The 24184-nt window shown below is 70.4% G+C and carries 17 protein-coding genes and 1 tRNA gene; 5 read left to right on the top strand and 13 right to left on the bottom strand.

The window, feature by feature from the left end:
- Positions 1-8: 8 nt before the first annotated feature.
- The 8 genes from DNK54_RS09255 to eno form a co-directional block, all read right to left on the bottom strand.
- Positions 9-81, bottom strand: a tRNA-Leu gene (locus DNK54_RS09255).
- A gap of 32 nt (positions 82-113) precedes the next feature.
- Entirely contained in the window at positions 114-674 is a 561-nt protein-coding gene (def, locus tag DNK54_RS09260; RefSeq protein ID WP_239460010.1) for a peptide deformylase, read from the bottom strand.
- Complete coding sequence (locus DNK54_RS09265; RefSeq protein WP_110206684.1) at positions 671-1189, bottom strand: glycine cleavage system transcriptional repressor; 519 nt, start codon at positions 1187-1189, stop codon at positions 671-673. The genes def and DNK54_RS09265 overlap by 4 nt, the downstream gene beginning before the upstream one ends.
- A 235-nt stretch (positions 1190-1424) precedes the next feature.
- Positions 1425-2282: a uracil-DNA glycosylase gene (locus DNK54_RS09270; protein ID WP_275426256.1), complete on the bottom strand. Its 858-nt coding sequence runs from the start codon at positions 2280-2282 to the stop codon at positions 1425-1427.
- 2 nt (positions 2283-2284) lie between these two features.
- Entirely contained in the window at positions 2285-3205 is a 921-nt protein-coding gene (locus DNK54_RS09275) for a Ppx/GppA phosphatase family protein (RefSeq protein WP_110206685.1), read from the bottom strand.
- Positions 3206-3209: 4 nt separating this feature from the next.
- Positions 3210-3734, bottom strand: coding sequence for a DUF501 domain-containing protein (locus tag DNK54_RS09280; protein ID WP_110206686.1), 525 nt, complete (start codon positions 3732-3734; stop codon positions 3210-3212).
- A complete protein-coding gene (locus DNK54_RS09285; RefSeq protein ID WP_110206687.1) occupies positions 3731-4294 on the bottom strand; it encodes an FtsB family cell division protein in 564 nt (187 codons plus the stop codon). The genes DNK54_RS09280 and DNK54_RS09285 overlap by 4 nt, the downstream gene beginning before the upstream one ends.
- Positions 4295-4297: 3 nt before the next feature.
- Positions 4298-5578, bottom strand: coding sequence for a phosphopyruvate hydratase (eno, locus tag DNK54_RS09290; protein WP_110206688.1), 1281 nt, complete (start codon positions 5576-5578; stop codon positions 4298-4300).
- 396 nt (positions 5579-5974) lie between these two features.
- On the opposite strand from eno, the gene DNK54_RS09295 reads away from it, so the two are divergent.
- The 4 genes from DNK54_RS09295 to DNK54_RS09310 all read left to right on the top strand — a co-directional run bounded on the left by DNK54_RS09295 (position 5975) and on the right by DNK54_RS09310 (position 10970).
- On the top strand, positions 5975-6409 hold the full coding sequence (locus DNK54_RS09295) for a YybH family protein (protein WP_110206689.1): 435 nt from the start codon (positions 5975-5977) through the stop codon (positions 6407-6409).
- Positions 6410-6478: 69 nt separating this feature from the next.
- A complete protein-coding gene (locus tag DNK54_RS09300) occupies positions 6479-7042 on the top strand; it encodes a tetratricopeptide repeat protein (RefSeq protein ID WP_110206690.1) in 564 nt (187 codons plus the stop codon).
- A gap of 79 nt (positions 7043-7121) precedes the next feature.
- A complete protein-coding gene (locus DNK54_RS21695; protein ID WP_110206691.1) occupies positions 7122-8153 on the top strand; it encodes a collagen-like domain-containing protein in 1032 nt (343 codons plus the stop codon).
- A 189-nt stretch (positions 8154-8342) separates the two neighbouring features.
- Entirely contained in the window at positions 8343-10970 is a 2628-nt protein-coding gene (locus DNK54_RS09310) for an esterase-like activity of phytase family protein (RefSeq protein ID WP_162602379.1), read from the top strand.
- A gap of 94 nt (positions 10971-11064) precedes the next feature.
- Here the strand turns inward: DNK54_RS09310 and DNK54_RS09315 are convergent, their stop codons facing one another.
- From DNK54_RS09315 to mfd, 3 genes are all read right to left on the bottom strand, one after another.
- The gene (locus tag DNK54_RS09315) at positions 11065-11517 is read right to left on the bottom strand and encodes a MazG nucleotide pyrophosphohydrolase domain-containing protein (RefSeq protein WP_204164493.1); all 453 of its coding nucleotides are present in this window, start codon (positions 11515-11517) and stop codon (positions 11065-11067) included.
- 95 nt (positions 11518-11612) lie between these two features.
- Positions 11613-12332, bottom strand: a complete 720-nt coding sequence (locus DNK54_RS09320; protein ID WP_110206693.1) for a hypothetical protein — start codon at positions 12330-12332, stop codon at positions 11613-11615.
- 68 nt (positions 12333-12400) lie between these two features.
- Positions 12401-15922, bottom strand: coding sequence for a transcription-repair coupling factor (mfd, locus tag DNK54_RS09325; protein WP_420846373.1), 3522 nt, complete (start codon positions 15920-15922; stop codon positions 12401-12403).
- 194 nt (positions 15923-16116) lie between these two features.
- Here mfd and DNK54_RS09330 point away from each other — a divergent pair, with 194 nt between their 5' ends.
- Positions 16117-16506 (top strand): VOC family protein, encoded by a 390-nt coding sequence (locus DNK54_RS09330; RefSeq protein ID WP_110206694.1) that lies wholly within the window; start codon positions 16117-16119, stop codon positions 16504-16506.
- A 124-nt stretch (positions 16507-16630) separates the two neighbouring features.
- Here the strand turns inward: DNK54_RS09330 and DNK54_RS09335 are convergent, their stop codons facing one another.
- Together DNK54_RS09335 and DNK54_RS09340 are read right to left on the bottom strand one after the other, a co-directional pair.
- The gene (locus DNK54_RS09335; protein WP_110206695.1) at positions 16631-20020 is read right to left on the bottom strand and encodes an Ig-like domain repeat protein; all 3390 of its coding nucleotides are present in this window, start codon (positions 20018-20020) and stop codon (positions 16631-16633) included.
- 23 nt (positions 20021-20043) lie between these two features.
- Complete coding sequence (locus tag DNK54_RS09340; protein WP_162602380.1) at positions 20044-23841, bottom strand: Ig-like domain-containing protein; 3798 nt, start codon at positions 23839-23841, stop codon at positions 20044-20046.
- Positions 23842-24184 lie beyond the last annotated feature (343 nt).

Here is a 24184-nt window from a genome sequence, read left to right on the forward strand (position 1 = left end):
GCGCACCGTGCCCCCGGTGGGAGTCGAACCCACACTCGGTCGCTTTTAAGGCGACTTCCTCTGCCGTTGGGATACGGGGGCGACTCGGCCGTGCGCCGATGCTGGTGCCGAGGCTACAGATAGGTCTTACGCGGGTGGATGGCGTGCGCGCCGGCGACGCGGTCGAGGAAGAGGTAGCCGTCGCAGTGGTCGATCTCGTGCTGCAGGGCGCGCGCCTCGAACGCGTTGGCGCGCACCTCCACCACCTCGCCGGTCCCCGGCAGCTGGCCACGCACCAGCACCCGGGAGGCGCGCTTCACGTCACCGGTGAAGTCAGGAACGCTCATGCAGCCTTCACGCGCCTTCTCGTTGCGCGAGGACTCGACGACCTCCGCGTTGCACAACACGAAGGTGCCGTGGTGGTCGCGGGTCTTCGGATGCTCCGAGACGTCGACCGAGAAGACCTTCACACCGCGCCCGACCTGCGGTGCGGCCAGGCCGACGCAGCCAGGAGAGATCCGCATCGTCGCGACCAGATCGGCGGCGAGCTGCACGATCTCGGGATCGGTCGGATCGACCTGGGCCCCGTGCTCGGAGAGCACGCGGGCCGGAGCCTTGACCACGTCGAGCAGCCGGCCTTCGACGCCGAGCTCGTCTGCGGTCCAGGCCACCACCCGTTCGTTGACGTCGCTCACAGCTCGTCGGCCTCGACCGGCGAGAGGGTCGCGCCCACACCGAGCCGGTCGGCGGTCGCGTTGAGGGCCGCGCGGACTGCGTCGACGTCGACGTCGACCGGCAGGTCCACTTCGGCAACGAGCAGGTAGAGCTCACCCGAGAGGCGCGTGGTCAGGTCGGTGATGTTGCCGCCCACCGCTGCCACCTGTGCGACGACGGAGGAGACGATCCCCGGACGATCGCCGCCGTGCACCGTCAGCACCCACGGCGTCGTACGCCGCTCGGTCTGCTGGTCGTCGGGCAGCTCACGCACCGTCACCGTCAGGTCGCCGCTGCTGCCGAGCGGGGCCAGCGCCGCCTCGATCGACGCGGTGTCGGCCGCGCCCTCGCTGATCAGCACCATCGCGAAGCGCCCCCGGAGCAGCGTCATCGTGGAGTCTTCGAGGTTCAGCCCGAGGGAGCCGAGGATGGCGGTCGACTGGGCGATGATGCCGGGCCGGTCGTGGCCCAGGACGGTGATGGCGTGGAGAGTCACCGGGGCAGTCTAGGAGATCCGCGCTCGCCCACCCCTCCCCCACCGGACCACGGCCCCCGTCGACTTCGCCCAAATCACCGGTTGAGTTCGCGCAAACGGCCACCATCTGCGCGAACTCGACGCTTGTTCTGCGCGAACTCGACCCGCCATTTGCGCGAACTCGACCCGCCATACGCGCGAACTCAACCCGCCATTTGCGCGAACTCGACCCGCCATTTGCGCGAACTCGCGCACCTCAGGGGGCGGGCAGGGAGAGGTCGGCAGCGCGGCGCAGGACGTCGTCGAGCATGTCGGGGGTGAGGCGGCCCGTGTGGGTGTTGTGCTGACTGGGGTGGTAGCAGCCGAGCAGGGTCACCTCATCGGTGCGCAGCGGCCGGGTCAAGGTGACCTCAGCGGCGTGACCGAACTTCGGCGCCGGGGCCGGCAGCTCGAAGCCGGCGTCGGCCAGCGCTCGCAACGTCGCCGCCCAGCCGAAGGCCCCGAGGGCCACCAGCACCCGCAACTGCGGCAGCAGGAGCTGGAGCTCCCGGGAGATCCAGGGCGCGCACGTGTCCCGTTCCTCCGGCGTGGGCTTGTTGGCTGGTGGAGCGCAACGCACCGGCGAGATCAGCCGCGCACCGATCAGCCGCTGCCCGTCGCCGGCATGACGACTGGTCGGCAACGCGGCGAAGCCGGTGCGGTGCAGGCTGGCGAAGAGCCAGTCGCCCGAGGAGTCGCCGGTGAAGTTGCGCCCGGTGCGGTTGGCGCCGTGGGCTGCCGGGGCCAGCCCGACCACCGCCACCCGCGGCTCCGGGTCCCCCCAGCCAGGCACCGGCCGGCCCCAATAGGGCTCGTCACGGAAGGCGGCCCGCTTCTCACCCGCCACCTGCTCCCGCCAGGCGACCAGCCGCGGACACGCCCCGCAGCGACTGATCCGTGCGCCCAGGGTCTCCAGGTCCCGTGCCCCGGCGGCGAGGCGGCGTACGCCTGGAGCGGAGCGGGCAACCGGAGTGTCGGGATGCGCCAGGTCGTCGGGCCAGCCGGTGGCGGCGGGCACCGGGGAGGGGAATGGCGCACCCGTGACCGGGTGCGGCAGGAGCTCCTCCCCGGGCACGATCAGACCAACGACCAGGCGATGCCGTCGAGGATGTCGGCCTCGGAGACCACGATCGAGCCGACCCCGGTCCGCTCCAGCACCCGATCGAGCACCAGCGCACCGGCACCGATCACGTCGGCGCGGCCGGGGTGCATGTAGGGCAGGGCGAGCCGCTCCTCGACGGTCATCCCGAGGTACGCCGCCGCCTGCAGATGGACGGCGTCGCGCGGCAGCACCGACTGGTCGATCCGCTCCCGGTCGTAGCGGTCCAGGCCGAGCACGCCTGCCGCGACGGTGAGGATCGTGCCGGCGACGCCGACCACCGTCGCAGCCTCGGAAGGATCGACCGGGCAGGCGTCGAGCGCGGCGTCGATGTCCGAGGCGGCGGCCGCCACCTGCGCCGGGGTCGGCGGGTCACCGCCCAGGTGACGTTCGTGCATCCGCACCGACCCGATGTCCATCGAGTGTGCCTGCCGGACCCCCGAGGCGAGGTCGCCGAGGATGAGCTCCGTCGACCCGCCACCGATGTCGACCACGAGCAACGGCTCGGGGTGGCTCGCGCGCAGGTTGCGGACCGCGCCGTCGAAGGAGAGCCGCGCCTCCTCAGTGCCGGCGACCACATCGGGGCGCACCCCGAGCCGGGCGGCGACACCTGCTGCGAACTCCTCACCGTTGCGGGCGTCCCGGGCCGCCGAGGTGGCACAGAACCGGACCCGCTCCACCGGGTGCTGCGCGACCAGCGCGGCGTACTCGTCGATCGCGGCGAAGGTCCTCTCCAAGGCTTCTGGGGCCAGCTCGCCCGTGCGGTCCACGCCCTGGCCCAACCGGACCATCCGCGACTCCCGCACCCGTACGTCGGCCCGCCCGGTCTCCCGGTCCAGGTCGGCAACCATCAGCTTGATGGTGTTGGTGCCGCAATCGACCGCGGCGACGGTGGTCATGCACTCATCCCGCGTCGACCCCGGCGTCGGCACCGTTCCCGTCGTCGACGGAGACGCAGGACCCGGAGGCCCACCACTCACCGAGCAGGTCCAGCACCTCGTCGCCGAGCGGGTTCACTCCACGCCCCTGAGCGAGCGACTGGCCGGCAAGCACGTGCAGGCACTTCACCCGGTCCGGCATCCCCCCGGCCGAGATGCCCTCGATCTCCGGCACCTGGCCGATCGCCTCACGCGCTGCGAGGTAGGCCTCGTGGGCCCCTCGATAGGCGGCTGCCAGCTCCTGGTCGTCGGCCAGGCGCGCCTGCATCTCCTTCATCAGGCCAGAGGCCTCGAGGGTGCCGATCCGCGACGCCGCCTTGGGGCAGGTCAGATAGAAGGTCGTCGGGAACGGCGTCCCGTTCTCCAGGCGCGGTCTGGTGGTCACCACATCGGGATTGCCGCACGGGCAGCGGTGCCCGACGCCGGCGATCCCTCGTGGCGCCCGGCCCAGCTGAGCCTCGATCGCGGCCTCGTCGTCGGGGCTGATCACTGCTGCGGTGCCTCCAGCTTGTCTGCAGGAGCATCCTGCTTGGTCTCTGCTGCGGTGGGTGGGTCTCCGGCCAGAAGCACCGACTCCCAGGCGACGTCCCACCAGGCGGGGGTCGGCGCCTCCTCCGTGCCGGCCGGCGCGCTGAGCGGCTGGTCGACGTCGAGCGGCCGTCCGTTCTTGTCCAGGACCCGGTAGGCCCGCTCCCCCGGCATCACGAAGTTGAAGCGCTCGCGCGCCTGCTGCTCGGCGTACGCGTCGTCGTCCCAGCGCCGCTTCTCGCGCTCCAGCACCGAGATCTCCTGCTCGCTCTGCGCGATCTGGGCCTTCAGGTCGGCGATGTGCTCGCGCTGCTGGAGCCAGGTCTTGAGGCTGGAGGCATAGGAGACGGTGAGCACGGCGACCACGACGAAGAGCACCGTCGCGCGCCCGGTGAGCCGGGGGCGCGTACGTGGGGCCCGTGCTGCCGCCGTCGCGCCCGGACGCCGGCCGGCACCGCGCGAGGCCGCCGGTCGGCGGCTGCCGCGAGGGCCCTGGCTCCGGGCGGGACGACGGTCTGCCACGGATCAGCCCTGGCGGTAGCGCGGGAAGGCGCCAGCGCCGGCGTAGCGTGCCGCGTCGCCGAGCTCGTCCTCGATACGGAGCAGCTGGTTGTACTTCGCCACCCGCTCGGACCGGGCCGGGGCACCGGTCTTGATCTGGCCGCAGTTGGTGGCCACCGCGAGATCGGCGATGGTGGTGTCCTCGGTCTCGCCAGAGCGGTGGCTCATCATCGAGCGGTAGCCGTTGCGGTGAGCGAGCTCGACGGCGTCCATCGTCTCGGTCAACGAGCCGATCTGGTTGACCTTGACCAGCAGGGCGTTGGCCTGGCCGCCCTCGATGCCGCGCTGCAGGCGCTCGACGTTGGTGACGAAGAGGTCGTCTCCGACCAGCTGGGTCTTGTCGCCGAGGGTCTCGGTGATCGCCTTCCAGCCATCCCAGTCCTCCTCGTCGAGCGGGTCCTCGATGGAGACGATCGGGTAGTTCGCGACCAGGTCGGCGTAGTAGGCGATCATCTCCTCCGCCGTCTTCTGCGCGCCTTCGAAGGTGTAGCTGCGGTTCTCGCAGAACTCCGTGGCGGCCACGTCGAGCGCGAGCACCACGTCGCTGCCGAGCACGTAGCCGGCCTTCTCGATGGCCTCGGCGATCAGGTCGAGAGCGGCGCGGTTGGACTCGAGGTCGGGCGCGAAGCCGCCCTCGTCGCCGACGCCGGTGGAGAGGCCACGCTCCTTCAGGACGGACTTGAGCGCGTGGTAGACCTCGGCGCCCATGCGCAGTGCCTCACGGAAGGAGGCGGCGCCGATCGGCGCGATCATGAACTCCTGGATGTCGACGTTGGTGTCGGCGTGCGCACCACCGTTCAGGATGTTCATCATCGGCACCGGAAGCAGGTGAGCGTTGGGTCCCCCGACGTAGCGGAAGAGCGGAAGCGCGGCCGACTCGGCAGCGGCGCGGGCCACGGCCAGCGAGACACCGAGGATCGCGTTGGCGCCCAGCGCGCCCTTGTTGGGCGTGGCGTCGAGGTCGATCATCGTCTGGTCGAGCTGACGCTGGTCGTCGGCCTGGATCCCGATGATGGCGGGGGCGATCTTGTCGAGGACCACCTCAACCGCCTCCTGCACACCCTTGCCGACGTAGCGGTCGCCGCCGTCGCGCAGCTCCACCGCCTCGAAGGCGCCGGTGGAGGCACCGCTCGGCACGGCGGCGCGCCCGAAGCTGCCGTCCTCCAGCTGGACCTCCACCTCGACGGTGGGGTTGCCACGCGAGTCGAGGATCTCGCGCGCGCCTACTGCTTCGATTGCGGCCATGCGGGTGGTGCTCCTGATGTCGAGGGAGGGATGACGTGCGGGTCCAGCCTAATCGCCAGCCTCCGCCATGCCGGGAGGCACGCTCCCTGGCGGTACGACGTGCCGCGCCGTGAGCGCAGGACGCGCGTTCCCGATGATTGGGAGTCGCACCGGAACGCGTTGGTCGCGCACTAGGTTGCGTTGGCAAACGCTCGCCCGTCGCGAGCGTGGCATCCGCGGAGTGCATGGCAAGGCGGAGGAGCGAAGCGATGCGCCAGCATCGTTGAGTGACGACAACGAAGTCCAGGTGCCCGTGGGGCCGCGCGCAGCAGGCCATGGCGTTCGCCGACGCAACCCGGCGTCGTTGCTCCGCGCCGTGGCCGGCAGCACGGCACCACGACGAATCTGGAGACGCCCATGAACGACCTCCCCGACACCGAGCAGTCAGCTGTCGCCGCAGTGAGCCTGGCCTGGAAAGCCGCCTACAACGCGCGGGACGTGGAGGCGGTTGCCGCGCTCTACAACGACGACGCCGTGCTCAGCGTGCCCGGCATGCCCCATCTGCAGGGCCGCGGGGCGATCGCCGACTTCTTCCGGGCTCGGATCGAGCTCGCCGCCGGCGCGGACCTTCGGGTCGAGGACGTCCCCCTGGGGCCGGTCGTCGTCTCCGGCGACCTGGCTTGGCAGTGGCAGACCTTCGAGATGGTGCACGGCACGAAGGGCGTCGTCGGCAACGGCGCCCTGTGCACGCTCTTCCGGCGGGTCTCGGGCAGCTGGCTGATCGCAGGTGACATCTCCAACCTCGCTGAGCCGCGAGTGGATCTCTACGCCCACGTCGCTGCTCTGCCCTGAGCGCGCCCGCGCCGCCCCGGACGGCCACCGGATTGGCAGGCGCGCGCCAGGGGTCCATACTCAGCACCCATGTCGTCGCTTCGTTCCACCTCGCTCCGCCTGCTCGCCGTCGTCCTGAGCGTGGCCCTGGTTGCGTCGGGCTGCTCCGGTGACGACAAGGAGGCGAAGGACGGCCCGGCGCCGGTCTCCGCATCCGCAGTGGAGACACTCGTCAGCACCGGCGCGAACCAGCTCGCGGCCGGCGAGGTGGAGGCGGCCCGCGGCACGTTCGCCAGCGTGCTGACCCTCGACCCCAGCAACCTGCTTGCCCACTACAACCTGGGGTTGATCGCGCAGCAGGACGGCGACACCGCCACCGCGATCAAGGAGTACGACGCCGCGCTCGCCACCGACCCGGCGTACGGGCCGGCGCTGTTCAACAAGGCGATCCTCCTCGAGAAGACCGACCTCGAGGAGGCGGTCGCCCTCTACCAGCTCGCCGCCGAGGCGCAGCCCGAGTTCGCTCCTACCCAGATGCGCCTCGGCTTCGCGCTCGTGCACCTCGGCCGTGTGGAGGAGGGCGAGAAGCACCTCGCTCGAGGCCTCAAGCTCGACCCGTCGATGAAGGACGTAGTCGCACCGGACTACGACTGACTGACCCTTCGGCCATTTCTCACCCGAACAGGCCACTTCAGCGCGCCAACTGCCGCCGCGGACTTCTACGCTCTCGCGTATGAATTCGACCCTCCGACGCACGCACGGCATCAGCGCCGCAGCTGCCTCCCTGGCCATCGCGGCAGTGCTCGCCCCCGTCGGGGGAAGCGCCTCGGCAGCCGCGGCGAAGGACGACACGCCTTCGACGCTGCGTGCCTGCTTCGACCGCAGCACGGGCAACCTGACCCTGCTCTTCAACAAGCCGGGGCATCGCAGCTGTGACGCCGGCGAGACCAAGATCTCCTGGCGCACCGCCGGTCAGCGCGGCGCCAAGGGCGACCGCGGCGCGACCGGTGCCACCGGCCCCCAGGGCGCCACGGGCGCCGTCGGCCCCCAGGGACCGCAGGGCGAGGCGGGACCGCAGGGCATCGCCGGACCGGCGGGCGCTACGGGTAACACCGGACCCGCGGGAGCGGCCGGACCCCAGGGACCGCAGGGTGTCCAGGGACTGCCCGGGCTTCCGGGCACGCAAGGCCCGGCCGGCGACCTCGGCCCTGTCGGCCCGCAGGGTCAGATCGGCCCCCAGGGACCGCAGGGAGTCGCTGGTCCCATCGGTCCGCAAGGTCTGACCGGTGAAACTGGCTCCGACGGTGCACAGGGGATCCAGGGCATCCCCGGCACCCCAGGCTCGCCAGGTGCCCCCGGCATGCAGGGCGTGCAGGGTGATCCTGGCCCGGTCGGCCCCCCGGGCGACCCCGGTCCGCAGGGCCCGGAGGGCCCTCAGGGCATCCCGGGGCCGGCGGGCCCTCAGGGCATCCCGGGGCCGGCGGGATCGGTCTCCTACTACTTCAACAGCACCATCACGACAGGCGTCAGCAGCGTCACCGGCGATCTCATCACCGCTGCCTGCCAAGCGGGCGACCTCGCAGTGGGTGGTGGGCAATACGGCTCCACCACCCACGTCAACGTCGGCTGGTATGACTCGTTCCCGAGCACCACAGCAGGCGTGCCCACGACCACCGCACCACAGGCATGGTCCTCCACCTATGCCAGCACGGACGCCACGGGCAGCGGGACCGTCTACGTCGTGTGCCTCGACCAAACACCCTGATCACCGCGCGCTTGGGCGGTCCGGTTATGTCATCCAGCGACACAACCGGACCGCTCTGACGCATTTTCCTGCGCGCTTTCGCTTGCCCGCCGCCCGCTGTTCACTTGCCCGCTATGGCATGGCCAACGCCGCCTTCGATGGTGCGCGCGAGCCCCCGTCGTACGGGGGACGTTGAACGAAAGGCAGCGCATGTCCCCCCGTCGAAGCGTCGCCGCAGCCGCGGTCGCCGTCCTTCCCCTGTCTCTCCTTGCCGTCGCCGGAGCGAGCGCACCGGGCGTCGCAGCGGGCGCGCCCGCTCCAGCGTCGTCGGCGTTCCACCGCACCGCGACCTTCCCGGTCTACGAGAACCTGCCGTCCGGCGTCGACCCGAGCAGCCCCACCGTCGCCGAGATCTCCGCAGTCTCCGAGGACGGGAAGACGCTCATCCACACCGACGCGCTGGGCAAACGGATCGGCTTCCTCGACATCGCCGACCCCCGAGCACCTCGCGGCCTTGGCACCATCGACCTCGCCGCCGGGCACGCGGACGACCAGCCCACCAGCGTCGCGGTCGTCGGTGACTACGTGCTCGTCGTGATCGACAGCACCGGCGGCGACTTCGGCCATCCGAGCGGTCGCGTCGACGTACTCCGCATCTCCGACCGCAGCCTCGTCACCACCATCGACCTCGGCGGCCAGCCGGACTCCATCGCGATCAGCCCGGACAAGAAGTATGCCGCCATCGCGATCGAGAACCAGCGCGACGAGGAGTTCACGCCCGACGGCGGCGACGAGGGCGATCTCCCGCAGCTTCCCGCCGGCGGTCTGGTGGTGCTCGACCTGGCCGGTGCTCCCACCGGCTGGACCGCCAGCACCGTGCCGTTCACGAACGCGGACGGATCGGCACTCGACTCCTTCGTCGCGGCCGGGATCGACACCCCGGAGGACCCGGAGCCGGAGTACGTGGACGTCAACGCGGCCAACAAGGTCGCTGTGACGCTGCAGGAGAACAACGGCGTCGTGATCGTCGACCTGGCCTCGAGGTCGATCGACAAGGTCTTCTCCGCCGGCTCGGTGACCGTCAACGGCATCGACACCAAGAAGGACGGGCTCTTCGACCCGACCGGGTCGATCACCGCTCCGCGCGAGCCCGACTCGATCCAGTGGGTCGGCGACGGCCTGGTGGCGACCGCCAACGAGGGCGACTGGAAGGGCGGCACCCGTGGCTGGACGGTCTTCGACGCCGCCACCGGGGAGGTCCGCTGGGATGCTGGCAACTCGTTCGAGAAGATCGCCACGCGGCACGGCCTGCACACCGAGGACCGCGCGGCCAAGAAGGGCCCCGAGCCCGAAGGCCTGGCCTTCGACACCTTCGACGGTGTGCCCTACGCGTTCGTCGGCGCCGAGCGCAGCAACTTCGTCGCCGTCTACGACATGAGCATCCCGACCGCCCCGGAGTTCGTGCAGATCCTGCCCACCACCAACGGTCCCGAGGGTCTGCTGCCCATCCCGGGCCGCAATCTCATCGCTGTCTCCTCCGAGACCGACGAGGCGGCGAAGGGCGTCCGCGCGACGGTCAGCCTCTTCGCCTTCGGGCCGGGTGCCCCCGCCTTCCCGAGCGTCTACTCCGCGGACGTCGACGGCCAGCCCATCGGCTGGGGCGCCCTGGGTGCGTTGAGTGCCGACCCGGGCAACGCCGGACGGATGTGGACAGCCAGCGACGCGGCGTACAAGACGGGGCGGATCTACGGACTCGACACCACGCAGACTCCCGCCGTCATCGACGAGGTGATCGAGGTGACCGACGGCACCGGCGCCAAGCCGGCCATCGACATCGAGGGCCTGCACGCCCGTGCCGAGGGCGGCTTCTGGCTTGCGCTGGAGGGCGCGACGGGCGCGGAGAACAAGCTCGTCCGCACCGACTCCGACGGCGTCATCAAGCAGACGGTCGACCTGCCCGCCGCGATCACCGATGGCCTGGCCAAGCAGGGACTCGAGGGGGTCAGCGCCTGGGGCACCGGCGGGCAGGAGACGGTCTTCGTGACCCTGCAGCGGGAGGTCGCTGGCGAGGAGTTCGTGCGGATCGGCCGGTACGCCGTCGCCACCGGCGAGTGGACCTGGTTCGCCTACTCGCTGGAGAAGACCGACGTGGCGGGCGACTGGCTCGGCCTCTCCGAGATCACCGCGCTCGGGCCCGACCTGGTCAGCGTGATCGAACGCGACAAGCTCAACGGCCCCCGGGCACGGGTCAAGCGCGTCTACACCGTCGACCTCGCCAAGGCGGGATCGACTCCCGCTGCCTCCTCCGCTCCAGGTGCCGCGCCCGCGCGGCCGGTCGCCAAGACCCTGGCCCTCGACCTGCTGCCGCACCTGCAGGCGCAGCAGGGTTGGACACAGGAGAAGGTCGAAGGCTTCGGCATCGCCGGTGACGGCCGGCTCTACGCGATCACCGACAACGACGGCCTGGCCGACGCCACCGGAGAGACCCAGCTGATCCGGCTCGGCACCGCCGCCAAGGCGCTGCCCGCCCTCTACGCGACGCGGACCACGGTCAAGGCCAACAAGGCCAAGGCGAAGCCCGGCAAGAAGGTGAAGGTCTCCGTCACCGTCACGGCCGGTCGCCTCGGCACCACGACCGGCAAGGTCACCGTCACCCTGGGCAAGCGCACGCTCGGCAAGGCCACGCTGAAGCACGGTAGGGCCGTCGTCCGGGTCAAGCTGACCAAGAAGCTGATCGGCAAGAAGAAGGCGATCAAGCTCGCGGCGACGTACGCCGGCACCTCCACCTCCGGAGCCAGCACCAGCAAGCCCGTGAAGGTCGCGATCCGCCGAAAGTAGCCGCTCCCCTCCGCTCGCTGTAACGCGGGTCGTGGTCGCTTCGCAAGGGCTGTGAAGCGACCACGACAGCAACTCAGCGTTGCAGCGAGTGGGGCTAGCGCTCGGTCGCCTTGACCTGTTCCCAGATCGCGTTGACCTCGGCAGCCGTCAGGGGCGGGTCGTCGGGTGCCCGGCCGAGGGAGGCCGGGTCGAAGACGTGCGGATTGCGACGGCGGAGCTTGGCCGTGATGCCAGCCGCGACGTCGTCCATCGTGAAGGCGCCCCGCTCCTCGGCGACAGCTGCATGGAAGACGACCTGGAGCAGCAGATCGCCCAGCTCCTCGCAGAGATGCGCGTCGTCGCTCTCGTGGACCGCCTCCTCGACCTCCGCCGCCTCCTCGCGGAGGTAAGGCAGCAGCGACTCGTGCGTCTGCTCGGCCTTCCAGGCGCACTCGGCGCGCAGCCTGCGCATGATCTCGACAAGCTCGATCAACGGATTCGACTCGGCCAGCGGGACTGGCTCGGCCAGCGGCGCTGGCTCGATTGACGGGGCTGGCTCGGAGGTCATGTCAGGCGATCCGCGCTCACTCGCCATGCTGAAGCTGGCGTTTCAACGGAGCGGAACTGGCGTTTCGACATGCTGGAGCTGGCGTCTCGGCGGCGTCAGCCGCACTTCTGGTCGGTGGGGAGGGAGTCGAGGTAGGCGGCCTCGGCCTGCTGGTTGGGATCGAAGGCCGCGGACAGCTTCGCCAGCTCGCTCGCCGGGCTGGAGAGCGTGGTCGTGTTGACGTCGTACTTCTCGGCTGCGATGTCGGAGAAGCGCGGGTCGTAGCTGACCTTGAGCTCCTTCGCCCAGTCCGTGACCAGGGCGTAACCAGCGTTGAGCGCGTCCTGGCTCGGCATCTGTCCGGTGGCGAACGCATCGGCACCGCCAGCGGCCAGATAGACGATGCTCGCGTCGAGCTGCAGCTGCACCTGGTTGAAGATCGCCCGGTCCTTCTCGGGCACCTGCTGCTGGTCGGCCTGCTGGTCGGCCTGCTGCTCCATGAGCCGCCGGGCCGGGGCCAGATCGAGGTCGTGGGCCGCCGCGTAGTCCTCGGCGATCTGCCGCTGCACCAGCAGGTTGAGGGAGGCGTTGCGGACCAGGCTCATCGGCACCTGCTGCCCCTGCGACCTGAGCTGCGCCGCCGCGAAGTCGCAGTAGCGCTCGGTCAGGTCGTCGACGTCGCCGATGCTGATCGACTCGCCGTCGATCACTGCGGCAGCCCCCGGATGCACGTCGCTCTGCAGCGGCTCCGCCCCGCATCCTGCGGTCACGGAGAGGGCGGCTGCCGCCGCCAGGGCGAGTACGGCGCGCGTGGCGCGGGTGGGACGCACGGTCACGTCGGGTCTCCTCGGAGCTCGGTCGGCGGTGTGGGCGATGTGGCGGGCGCCACACGTGACGATGCCATTCAAGCAGGCGCCGGTGCCGGGTCGATCACCGCGTCGATCACGCCGCGTGCCCAGTTGAGCAGCTCCTCGTCGCGCAGCGGCTCGGTCGGCTTGTGGAGCGGCCGTGGCACCAGCACCGACGAGGCGGCCGACTTGACCAGGCTCTTGGGATAGAGACGGTTCAGGCGGACCACCCGGGAGTCGGGTAGGTCGACCGGGGCGAACCGCACGTTGCGTCCCGCCATCGTGACCTCGGTGATCCCGGCCTGGCGTGCACGGACCCGGAACCGAGCGACCTCGAGCAGGCTCTTCACCGGTGCCGGCGGATTGCCGTAGCGGTCCTTCATCTCCTCGGCGAGCGCCTCGACATCCTCGTAGGCACGCACCTCGGCCAGCCGCTTGTACATCTCCAGACGCAGTCGCTCGGTGCCGATGTAGTCGTGAGGCAGATGGGCCTCGATCGGGATCTCGATCCGCACCTCGCCCAAGTCGGGCTCGTCGTCGCCCTTGAACTCGGCAACCGCCTCCCCCACCAGGCGCACGTAGAGGTCGAAGCCGACGTCGGCGATGTGGCCGGACTGCTCGCCGCCGAGCAGGTTGCCCGCTCCGCGGATCTCCAGGTCCTTCATCGCGATCGCCATGCCGCCGCCCAGGTCGGAGTGCTGGGCCAGGGTGGCCAGGCGCTCGTGGGCGGTCTCGGTCAGCGGCTTCTCCCCCGGGTAGAGGAAGTAGGCGTAGGCCCGCTCGCGCGACCGGCCCACCCGGCCGCGGAGCTGGTGCAGCTGCGAGAGGCCGAGCGTGTCGGACCGTTCGATGATCATGGTGTTGGCGTTGGAGACGTCGAGACCCGACTCGACCAGCGTCGTACAGACCAGGACGTCGAAGCGCTTCTCCCAGAAGTCGAGCATGACCTGCTCGAGCTGCTTCTCGTTCATCTGCCCGTGTGCGGTGGCGACCCGCGCCTCGGGCACCAGTTCCTTGAGCCGACCCGCCGCCTTCTCGATGGAGTTGACCCGGTTATGGATGTAGAAGACCTGACCGTCGCGCAGGAGTTCGCGCCGGATCGCCGCCACGACCTGACGGTCCTCATAGGCACCGACGTAGGTCAGCACGGGGTGCCGCTCCTCCGGAGGCGTGGCGATCGTCGACATCTCACGGATGCCGGTGATCGCCATCTCCAGCGTGCGCGGGATCGGGGTGGCTGACATCGAGAGCACATCGACGGAGGTGCGGAGCCGCTTCATCTGCTCCTTGTGCTCGACACCGAACCGCTGCTCCTCGTCGACGATGATCAGGCCGAGATCCTTGAACCTGATGTCGGGGTTGAGCAACCGGTGGGTGCCGATCACGATGTCGACGCTGCCTGCGGCGACCCCCTCCATCACCGCCTTCGCCTCCTTGTCGGTCTGGAAGCGGCTCAGCTGCTCCAGCACGACCGGGAAGCCGCTCATCCGTTCCGCGAAGGTCGAGTGGTGCTGGGTGACGAGCAGCGTGGTGGGCACCAGCACCGCCACCTGCTTGCCGTCCTGCACCGCCTTGAACGCCGCGCGGACCGCGATCTCGGTCTTGCCGTAGCCGACATCGCCACAGACCAGCCGGTCCATCGGCACCACCTGGCGCATGTCGGCCTTGACCTCGTCGACGACGGCGAGCTGGTCGGGTGTCTCCTGGAACGGGAAGGCATCCTCCATCTCGCGCTGCCACGGGGTGTCCGGGCCGAAGGCGTGGCCTCGGGTCGCCTGCCGGGCCGCATAGAGCTTGATCAGTTCGGCGGCGATCTCACGGACGGCACGGCGTGCCTTGTTCTTGCGCTTGGTCCAGTCCTGGCCGCCCAGCCGGTCCAGGCTCGGCGACTCGCCCCCCACGTAGCGGGTCACCTGGTCGAGCGAGTCGGCGGGCACGTAGAGACGGTCCGGCGGGGCTCCGCGCTTCGAGGCGCCGTACTCGAGGACGAGGTACTCGCGCACGGCCCCCTGCAGCTCCCGCTGCTTCATCTCCACGAAGCGACCCACACCGTGCTGCTCGTGCACGATGTAGTCGCCCGGGCTGAGCTCGAGCGGGTCGATCTGCTTCTTGCGCCGGACGGGCATCTTGCGCATGTCGCGGGTGGAGGCCTGCTGGCCGGTGATGTCCTCGTCGGTGAGCACGGCGAACCCGGCGCCGACCAGACCATCGCGCAGGCGTCCGGTGGTCACCGTGACGACGCCCTTCGCGCTCGGGGCCTCGACGAGCTCCTCGAGGTAGCGCGCCGGCTGCTCGTTCTCCCCGAGCACCTCCGCGGTGCGCTCAGCCGATCCGTGGCCCTCCCGGACGACCACGACGTTGCGACCTTGTGCCACCCACTCGCGTACGTCGCGGATCGCCGCCGCCACGTCACCCCGGTAGGAGTCGGCGGGCTCGACGGCCACCGTCCGCGTCTCGGGCGCACCGGCCTCGGGCGCCAGGGAGGCGGCCTCGTCGTCGAGGCCGAAGGGACTCAGCGTCCACCAGGCCAGGCCGAGTCCGAGGGCGTGCTCCCGCACCTCGCCGAGGCTGCGGTAGGAGGCGGACTGGAGATCGATCGGCGCCTGTCCCCCGCTGGCAGCCGCCGCCCAGCTGGCTGCCAGGAACTCCTCGCTGGTCGCAACGAGATCCTGTGCGCGGGACCGGGCCCGCTCGGGGTCCAGCACCAGCACCTGCGTGTCAGCCGGCATCAGGTCCACCAGCAGCTCCAGCTCGTCGACGAGGACCGGCGCCAGCGACTCCATGCCCTCCACGGCGATGCCCTCGGCGATCTTCTCGGTCAGCTCGCGCAGCTGGGGGTGCTGCTCACCGAGCTCGGCGGCCCGGCGACGCACCTCCGGAGTCAGCAGCAGCTCCCGGCACGGCGGCGCCCACAGCCGATCCATCGGTTCCAGGGTGCGCTGGTCGGCGACGCTGAAGCTGCGGATCTCCTCCACGTCGTCGCCGAAGAACTCCACGCGGACCGGGTGCTCCTCGGTCGGCGGGAAGACGTCGAGGATGCCACCCCGGACGGCGTACTCGCCCCGCTTCTCCACGAGGTCGACCCGGGTGTACGCCGCGTCGGTGAGCCGCTGGCCCACGTCGTCGATGTCGACGCTCGCGCCGACGCTCAACTCGACCGGTTCGAGGTCGCCCAGCCCCTTGACCTGCGGCTGCAGCACGCTCCGGACCGGCGCCACGATCACCTTGAGCTCACCCTCGTCGGGGTGGCAGATCCGCCGGAGCACGGCAAGGCGCTTGCCGACGGTGTCGCTGCGCGGGCTCAGCCGTTCGTGCGGCAGCGTCTCCCAGTTGGGGAAGTAGCCGACCGTCTCGGCCGGCACCAGATCGGTCAGCGAGTCGACCAGGTCCTCGGCCTCACGCTGGGTCGCCGTCACCACCAGGACCGTGCGACCGCGCTCGAGCAGGCCGGCGACCAGGAATGGACGCAGCCCGGGCGGCCCGGTCAGGTCGAGCGCGTCGACGACCCCGACCTCGGCCATCGAGGCGGCCAGGGTCGGATCGGCGAGGACGGTGCGGACGAGTCCGGTGAGACGCACGGGGTTTCCTTCGCGTGATGGAGCGGGCGGGCGTCCCTCCTCGGACGCCGGACAACCCCCATCCGGAACCGGGTGGGGGTGGCGCGTCCATCCTACGGCCGACGTGGAAGCCGTCGGCGGCGTACACCGGGTGCCGGGGCGGGGCGGGGAAAATGGGTGGCCGGGGGACCAGCGGCAGGGTCTAGCGTGCAGGGATGACCTGCTTCGTCAGCCACACCACGATCGACGCCCACAACGCCTACGAGCTCTCCGAGTGGTGGAAGCGCCTGCTCGGCTACGAGGACATTCCCGACGACCCGAACGAGCCGGGACACGAGGAGTGCATGATCCGCGACCCGCAGACCGGCCATCAGCTCCTCTTCATCGAGGTGCCCGACGAGAAGGTCGCGAAGAACCGGATCCACCTCGACCTGCGTCCCCGCGAAGGCACTCGCGACGAGGAGATCGAGCGCGTCCGCGCACTGGGCGCCACCGAGCTCTCCGACCACCGCGGCCAGTACGGCCCCGGCTCCGGCTGGGTGGTCTTCGCCGACCCCGAGGGCAACGAGTTCTGCATCCTGCGCTCCGTGCCCGAACTCGGCTAACGAGACGATCGTCCCTAACAGATTCGTGGTCAAATGCCGCTTCGACCACGAATCTGTTAGGGACGATCACCAGAAGGGGCGCCCTCCGGCTGGAAGACGCCCCTTCTCTCATTCATCGGTGGACTCAGGGATTGGAGACCGGTCCCCCGACGAAGTAGGTGCCCCGGTCCGAGCTCGGCAGGTGATCGTCCGAGCCGGCGTACCGGACGTCGTAGCCGCCGTCCAGGATGATCGCCGGGACCAGGGTGGTGGCATCGCACCAGGCGTAGCCCTGGGCGTTGGTCACCGCGTCGCAGATCTGGATCGTGGAGTGGTCCGTCGACTGCGTCGTGGTGAAGGTGAGCGTCCGGCCGGCCAGCGGCTCGCCGTTGGCGCCCGTGAGCGTCGCCCGGACCCGGCCGCCGTTGTCGCCGAGCTGCTTGATGAAGATCTCGGCGTCCAGGTGGCTCGCCGCGCGCTCCACGACCTGTGCGTAGCTCGCCGAAGCGCTCGACGCGTAGGCGCTGTCACCCGAGTAGACGGCCGTGACCTGGTGGGTTCCACCACCCAGGCCGGTGGCCTCGAAGCGCGCCACCCGACGGTTGCCGTCGTCCTCCAGTGCGGCGGTGCCGAGCACCTGGTTGCCGCGCTTGAAGGTGACCGACCCCGTCGGCGTACCTGCGCCGGGAAGGACCGAGCCCACGACGGCGGTGAAGGTGACCGCATCGCCGTACGTCGCCGGGTTGCGGCTCGACTCGATGCCCGTCACGGTTGCCGCCAGTCCCACGGTGTGCGTGGTCTCGGCGACGTTGCCCAGGAAGTTGAAGTTGCCGACGTAGGTCGCCCGCAGCGTGTGGGTGCCCGGCGTGAGGTTCGTGGTGACGAACGTCGCGACGCCGGTCTTCGGCGCGCCCGCCACGAGGCTGGTCGCCCCGAGGAGGCGGTTGCCCTCCCAGATCTGCACGGCTCCAGTAGGCCGGCCCGTGGCCGGGGCCTTGGCCTTGACCGTCGTCGTCACCGTGACGGCCTCGCCGTGCGCGGACGTCCCCGGCGAGGTGCTGACCTCGATCTCGGTGTCGGCCTTGGCCACCTGCTGCCCGGTGCCCTGGTCGAGGACGCCGCTGCTGGCCACGAAGTTGGCGTCGCCGCTGTAGCTGGCCTCCACCTGGTAGGTGCCCGGGGAGAGCGTCGAGAACTCAATGCTCGTCGCCTGGCCGTCGACCACCGTCACGGGCGCACCGAGGTTGGCGCCGTTGATAGTGAAGCGGACCGTGCCGCCCGGCGTACCCGCGCCCGGAGCGACGGGGGCGACGGCCGCCGTGAAGGAGACCGGGCTCCCGGACGGTGCCGGGTTGAGCGACGAGGTCACCACCACGGAGGTCTGAGCGCGCTGCACCTTCTGCACGAGTACGCCGTCACTGCCGTTGAAGTCGTCGTCACCGGAGTAGACGACGTTGATGACGTGCTGACCGACGCTCAGGTCGTCGACGGTGATCGAGCCGCGGAAGTTGCTCGCCGAGTCGACGTTGACCGTGCCCAGCACGGTCGAGCCGTCCTTGAAGGTCAAGGTGCCGCTGGGCGCGCCGGCACCCGGAGCCGTGACGTCGACCGTGGCCGAGAGCGTCACACTCTGCCCGAAGACCGACACCTGGGCCGAGCTTTCGACCGTGGTCGTCGTGGAGGCCTTGTTCACCTGGTGAGTGATCTCGGGCGAGGTGCTGGTCACGAAGTTGGCAGTGCCGCTCAGGTAGCGGGCCTTCACCGTGTGGCTGCCCTTGGCCAGGGTGCTCGTCACGTACTCCGCGACACCGTTCTCCAGCTCGACGATCGTGCCCTGCGACTGACCGTCGATGAAGAACTGCACCGCCCCCACGGGGTCACCGCTGGCGGGGGCGACCGGCTCGACCTCTGCCCGCAGCGTCACCTGCTGGCCGACGACCGACGGCGACGGCGAGGCGGTCACCGTGGTCTTGGTCTGAGCGGCGGCGACGTTCTGGGTGAGGTTGTCGCTGGCGCCGCCGAAGCTGGCATCACCGGCGTAGTTGGCGCTCACCACGTGGCTGCCCGCGTCGAGATGGGCGTCGGGCGAGGTGGCGGAGCCGTTGCTCAGGGCGACAGGCGCACCGAGCGGGTCGCCGTCGACGAAGAACTGGACCTCGCCGGTCGGCGTACCTGCGCCGGGGCCGACGGCCTCGACCTCGGCCGTGAAGTTCACCGCCTGGCCGGAGACCGGGTTCGCGACCGAGGAGGTCAGCTCGAGCGCCGAGTCGGCCTTGTTGACGCCGTGCGTGACGGTGGCAGAGGTGCTGGCGGCGAAGTCAGCGTTGCCGTTGTAGGTCGCCTCGACGTCGTGGTTGCCCGGGGCCAGGTTGCTGATCGTGATCGACGCCGAGTCACCCGACAGCGGCACCGCGGTGCCCCGCGGCTGACCGTCGACGGTGAACTGGACACCACCGGCCGGCGTACCGACGCCGGGAGCGAGCACGTCGACCTCGGCGGTGAAGGTGACGGCCTGGCCGGAGACCGTGCCTGCCTGGTCTTTGGTCAACGTCGTGGCGGTCGCCGCCTTTCCGACGGTCTGGGTGACCGTGGCGGCGGAGCTGCCGTTGATGTTCGCGTCGCCGCTGTAGACCGCACCGACCGTGTGGTTCCCGGTGCTGAGGCTGCTCGTCGGCGCCGAGGTCACCGTGCCGGAGCCGACCGGCACCGGGGCGCCGAAGTCGGCGCCGTCGACGGTGAACTGGACGGTCCCCGTCGGCGTGCTGGTGCCGTTCGTCGCCTGCACCGTCGCGGTGAATGACGTCGTCTGGCCGTGCACCACGGCGGCGGGTGCTGCCAGGGTCACCTTGCTGGCGTTCTTGGTGACCGTGAACGGGGCGCTGGCGCTGTCACCGCGGTAGTACGCCGTGGTGACGAACGCCGCCGACACTGTCGCCGAGCGCGGCGGGCCGCTGATCGGCAGGTTGGCCGTCGCGACGCCCTGGGCGTTGGTGTTGGCCGTGACCGACGTGCCGCCGGAGAGGCTGAACACGATCGGCTGATTGGCCAGGCCACCGCTCAAGGTCGGGTCGGCCAGGCTGGCCGAGACCGCGACACTGGTGTTCTGCGGAGCCGTCAACGCACCGGTGTAGACGACGTCGACGTAGTTGTCGATCGTGACGGCGTTGTTGTAGGTGCTGGTGCTCGTGCCACAGAAGACGGCGCCGGTGCGGTTCCGCTCCTCCGAGCGCACGGTGTAGGCACCGTTCGGGTAGTTGTGGGTGTTGATGTCGTAGCTGAACGAGCCCGAGCTCTCCTTGGTCTGGCTCACCACCGTCTGGTTGGCGGAGTTGAGCATGCTGAGGATCGTCCGGTGGCCGCTTCCGGTGATACAGGCCGTACCGCCGGAGGCGCCGCTGGAGGACAGGGTCACCGTGCCTCGGATCGTCGACCCGTTGCCGGGCGAGGTCACCGTGGCAGAGGCCGGGGTCGCGGTGACCACCAGCACGCCGGCCGCCAGGGCGAGTGAGGCGACGGGAGCGAGCAATCGTCGCATGAGCGTGTTCCTTCTACGCGTGGTCACTTGAGCAGCACTCCGTTCGCGTTGGAGGCGAGGTGGTTGGCGTCACCCGCGAAGGAGACCTTGTAACCACCGCTGAGGATGAGCGTCACCAGTTGCGGTGCCGCGTTGCAGATGGCCACACCCGCCGCGTCCGTGTTGAGGGTGCACACGACGGTGTTGCCGATCTTGAACTGCAGCGGAAGTCCGGCCAGCGGCGTGCTGCCCGAGCGGAGGGTCACCCGGAGCGAGCCCAGCGGCAGGCCCAGCGGGAGCAGCTTCACCACGGCCGCGTCGGCAGTCAGGCTGGTGGCTCGCTTGGCGACGCTCACCCCGACCTGTCCCGAGGTGCTTCCTGCGAAGGCGTCCGAGCCCGAGTAGACGGCCTTCACGTTGTGGCTCCCGGCGCCCAGGTCCGCCGTGCTGTAGCTGGCGGTGCCGGTGTTGCCCGGCCCGGCCGCCACGGCGACCGTCGCCAGCGTGGTGGCGCCGTCCATGAACTTCACCGTGCCCGTCGGGGCGCCCAGCCCGCCGGCTGCAGGGTTGACCTTCGCAGTGAAGGTGACCTGGTCGCCGTACGTGGTCGACGTCTTCGAGGCGGTCAGCGCGGTGCTGGTGCCGACCTTGGCCACCTGCTGCGTCAACGACGTCAGCGTCGGCGCGAAGTGGGCGTCGCCGGAGTAGACGGCGGTGACCAGGTGGTCGCCCGGCGAGAGCGAGGAGATCGCCGGGCTCTGTGCCGCGCCGTCCTCGATCTCGATGGCGTCGCCCAGCGGCTGGCCGTCGACCTCGAACTGGATGAACCCGGTCGGGGCGCCGGTGCCGGCCTGCTCCGAGGCGATGGTGGCAGTGAACCGGACGGCCTGGCCGTGGTCGCTGCTGTCGTCGCTCGAGGTCAGGTCGAGGGAGACGGTGGCCGCGGCGACGGTCTGGGCGAGGATGTCGCCGCTGCCGCCGTACCCGGCGTCGGGCACGAAGGCCGCGATGACCGTGTGGTCGCCCGGGTCGGGCGAGGCGATCGTGGTGCTCTCCGCACGTCCGTTGCCGTCCAGCACCACCTGGCCGCCCAACGGCGCGCCGTCGACGCTGAACCGGATCATGCCCGTGGGCACGGTGCCGTCCTCGGCCTCCACCTGCGCGCTGAAGGAGATCAGCTCGCCGAAGGTCGACGGGTTGGCCGACGACGTCACCACCGTGGTGGTCGGGACGATCGCCGCGCCGGCGATCACCGTGTGCTGCACCTGCTGGGAGACGCTGGTCGCATAGCCCGCGTCGCCGACGTACGTCGCCACGATCTGGTGGTCGCCCGCCTCGAGGTCCGCGAGTGCCATGGTGGCCTGCGCACCGCCCGGGGAGGGCTGGACCGACGTCGCGCCGATGAGGTCGCCGTTCGCGGTGAAGCTGACCAGTCCGGTCGGGGTGCCGGAGCCCGGTGCGACCGGCGTGACCGCCGCGGTGATCGTGATGTTCTGGCCCTCCGCGGACGGCGAGGGGCTGACCAGCACGGTCGTGGTGGTGTCGGCCTGGGCGACCTGCTGCTGCACACTGGCCTGGCTGCCGTCGAAGTTCCCGGTGCCGGCATAGACAGCGGTCACCGTGTGACCGCCGGCCAGCAACGAGCCGACCGCGGGGAACACTGCGGTCCCGCCCACCAGGGTGACCGGCGAGCCGACGTTGGCTCCGTCGATCCGCAGCTGCACCGTGCCGATCGGCGTACCGACGCCCGGCGAGAGCACCGCCACGTCGGCGGTGAAGGTCACGGCCTCGCCGGAGACGGTCGAGGGGCTCGACGAGGTCAACGTGACCTCCGTCCCGGCCTTGGTGACCGTGACCGTGCGCGGGTTGGCGGAGCTGGCCCGGTAGACGTCATCGCCGGAGTAGGTGGCGACGACATTGTGGGTACCGGCCGCGAGGTCGTCGAGGGCGAGGCTGGCCTCGCCCGAGCCGTCCAGGCCGACCGTGCCGAGCACCGTGCCACCGGAGGTGAAGGTGACCTGCCCGGTCGGGACGCCACCGGCAGTGCTGGAGACGACCGCGCCGAGGACGACCTGCTGGCCGTAGTGCACCGCCGAGGGCGTCGCCGAGCTGGTCGTGGTGGTGACCAGGAGCGGCGGGCGCACCAGGAAGGTGACCGCACCGGAGTCGCTGCCCGCGTGCTCGGCGCTGCCGAGGTACGTCGCGGTCACGGTGTGGTTGCCGAGTCCGAGCGAGTCGATGGCGGCGCTGGTGGCCTGGCCGCCGGAGAGCGCGACCGGCGCACCGAAGTTCGCCCCGTCGATGGCGAACTGCACCGACCCGGAGGGCTGACCGGCTCCGTTCACGTACGCGGTGAAGGAGACGTTCTCGCCGTGGGTCGCCGGGGACTCGGACGGCGTGACCGTCGTGGTGGTGGTGATCTTGTCGACGGCGAAGGGGCTGCTTGCCGTAGCCGCCACCAGCGTGCTCGTGCCCGCGAAACTGGCGCTGACCGTCGCGTTGCGGACCGGCAGGCCGACGGGGAGCTGAGCGGTGGCGACGCCCGCGGCGTCGGTGGTCGCGGAGACCGTGCCGCCGCCGGAGAGCGCGAACGTGAGCTGCCGGCCCGCGGCGCTCGCCCCGGTGAGGTCGGTCAGCTTCGCCTTCACGGTCGCGTTGGTGCCGTGCTGGGCGCCGGTGTCGCCGGTGTAGGTGAGGCTGGTGCAGTTCTGGTGCGTGACCACGACGCTGGTGGCCGCCCGCGCGGCCCCGGCCGTGACGGTCACGCCCCAGTTGGCCCGCGAACCGTTCTTGCTCAGCTGGTCGCTCTCCGACGGCACGGTGATCGTGGCGCTGTAGGCGCCACCGGCACCGGTGGTGGTGGTCGCCGTGACCCGCTGTCCGGGGTTGATCTGGGACTTGTCGAGCGCGACGTTCACCGGCACCCCGGCGGCGAAGCTGCTGAGCGTCCCGGCAACCGTGACGGTGCCGCCCGCACAGGTCAACGAAGGCGTCGCGGTCGCACTCACGGTCGTGCCGGCGCTCGGCGTGCTCGCCGAGGAGAGGTTCTTGGTCATCGTGAGCTTGGCGCCGTCGAGCGGCAGCACGAGTACGTCGCGTGCGTCGTTCTTGTGGGCCTGGGACCACCAGATGTTGTTGCTGGTCTGCCCGTCGGCCGAGGCCGCCGAGATCTTCTTGGTGGCGACGGTGCCGATGCCGTTCTGGGTGATGTTCTCGTTGACCACCGAGACCGGGGCCTGGAACGGGAGCACGCCCTCGAAGGTGTCCGCACCGGTGCCGCCGAGGGAGCCGGCGTCGTAGCTGAAGCCGCCTTCGTAGGTGATCTCCTGGTTCATCTGCCAGGTGTCGCCTGCGTTGAGCGGGAAGTCGTGCGTCTTCCACGACGGGCTCGGGTCGAGCTTCAGGTTGATCACGGCAGTGATCCCCTGGCTGATGATGCTGACCTTCGCGGTGGCGTTCAGGTTCTGCTTCTGGGTCTCCTGCAGGACCGCCAGGTCGGAGGTCCGCACGAACCGGGTGCCGGTGACTGAGCCGCTGAAGCCCGAGAGCGAGGCGTTGCCCACGCTGGGCACCGCGACGGAGCCGGAACCACCGGTGATGTTGCCGCTGATGTTGAGCTTGTAGGCCTCCTGGCCCGCGAAGGTCTCGACACCGGCGACCGTGTAGACGAGGTTCTCGTTGATCGTGACGTCGGTGCCCTCGGCCTGGTAGCGGAACGAGGTGGCGTAGGTCCACGACCAGCCTGTGTTCCAGGCCGCGACGTCTTCGCCGGTGGCCTGGGCCGCGTTGGCCGGGCTGCCGCCGGCAACGCCGACGAGCACGCCCAGACAGAGCGCGAGCACGCTCGCGAACGTCAGCGGGCGCCGTACTCTCCGGGGCGACCTGGGCGGGGATACGAGGGGATCACGAGTTGCCACACGCATGTCTTCATCTCTCGAACGTGTCGCCCTCCCATGGCCCACCACGAACCAGCGACGCGCGGAGTCAAGCAGGAACGTGTTGCAGGTCTCAACGGTGGTCTGGACCGGGCCCCGGCGCCGTGTAACCTCCCCGCCCAGAATTCGTTCTCCCCATTTCTGGGGCACTCGTCCCGGTCGTTACCTTCGCGCCTCAAAGGCGATCGTCCCTAACAGTTTCGTGGTCGATCCGGCTCGGGACCACGAAACTGTTAGGGACGATCGCTCG

The organism is Nocardioides daejeonensis (genome assembly GCF_003194585.1).
In the GTDB taxonomy this organism is placed as follows: Bacteria; Actinomycetota; Actinomycetes; order Propionibacteriales; family Nocardioidaceae; genus Nocardioides; species Nocardioides daejeonensis.

Bases quoted from the DNA above. Each gene is read 5' to 3' on its own strand.
- DNK54_RS09330 (WP_110206694.1), top strand. From the start codon at position 16,117: ATGACCTGCTTCGTCAGCCACACCACGATCGACGCCCACAACGCCTAC.
- DNK54_RS09295 (WP_110206689.1), top strand. From the start codon at position 5,975: ATGAACGACCTCCCCGACACCGAGCAGTCAGCTGTCGCCGCAGTGAGC.
- DNK54_RS09310 (WP_162602379.1), top strand. From the start codon at position 8,343: ATGTCCCCCCGTCGAAGCGTCGCCGCAGCCGCGGTCGCCGTCCTTCCC.
- DNK54_RS09300 (WP_110206690.1), top strand. From the start codon at position 6,479: ATGTCGTCGCTTCGTTCCACCTCGCTCCGCCTGCTCGCCGTCGTCCTG.
- DNK54_RS09335 (WP_110206695.1), bottom strand. From the start codon at position 20,020: ATGCGACGATTGCTCGCTCCCGTCGCCTCACTCGCCCTGGCGGCCGGC.
- eno (WP_110206688.1), bottom strand. From the start codon at position 5,578: ATGGCCGCAATCGAAGCAGTAGGCGCGCGCGAGATCCTCGACTCGCGT.
- DNK54_RS09315 (WP_204164493.1), bottom strand. From the start codon at position 11,517: ATGACCTCCGAGCCAGCCCCGTCAATCGAGCCAGCGCCGCTGGCCGAG.
- DNK54_RS21695 (WP_110206691.1), top strand. From the start codon at position 7,122: ATGAATTCGACCCTCCGACGCACGCACGGCATCAGCGCCGCAGCTGCC.
- DNK54_RS09275 (WP_110206685.1), bottom strand. From the start codon at position 3,205: ATGACCACCGTCGCCGCGGTCGATTGCGGCACCAACACCATCAAGCTG.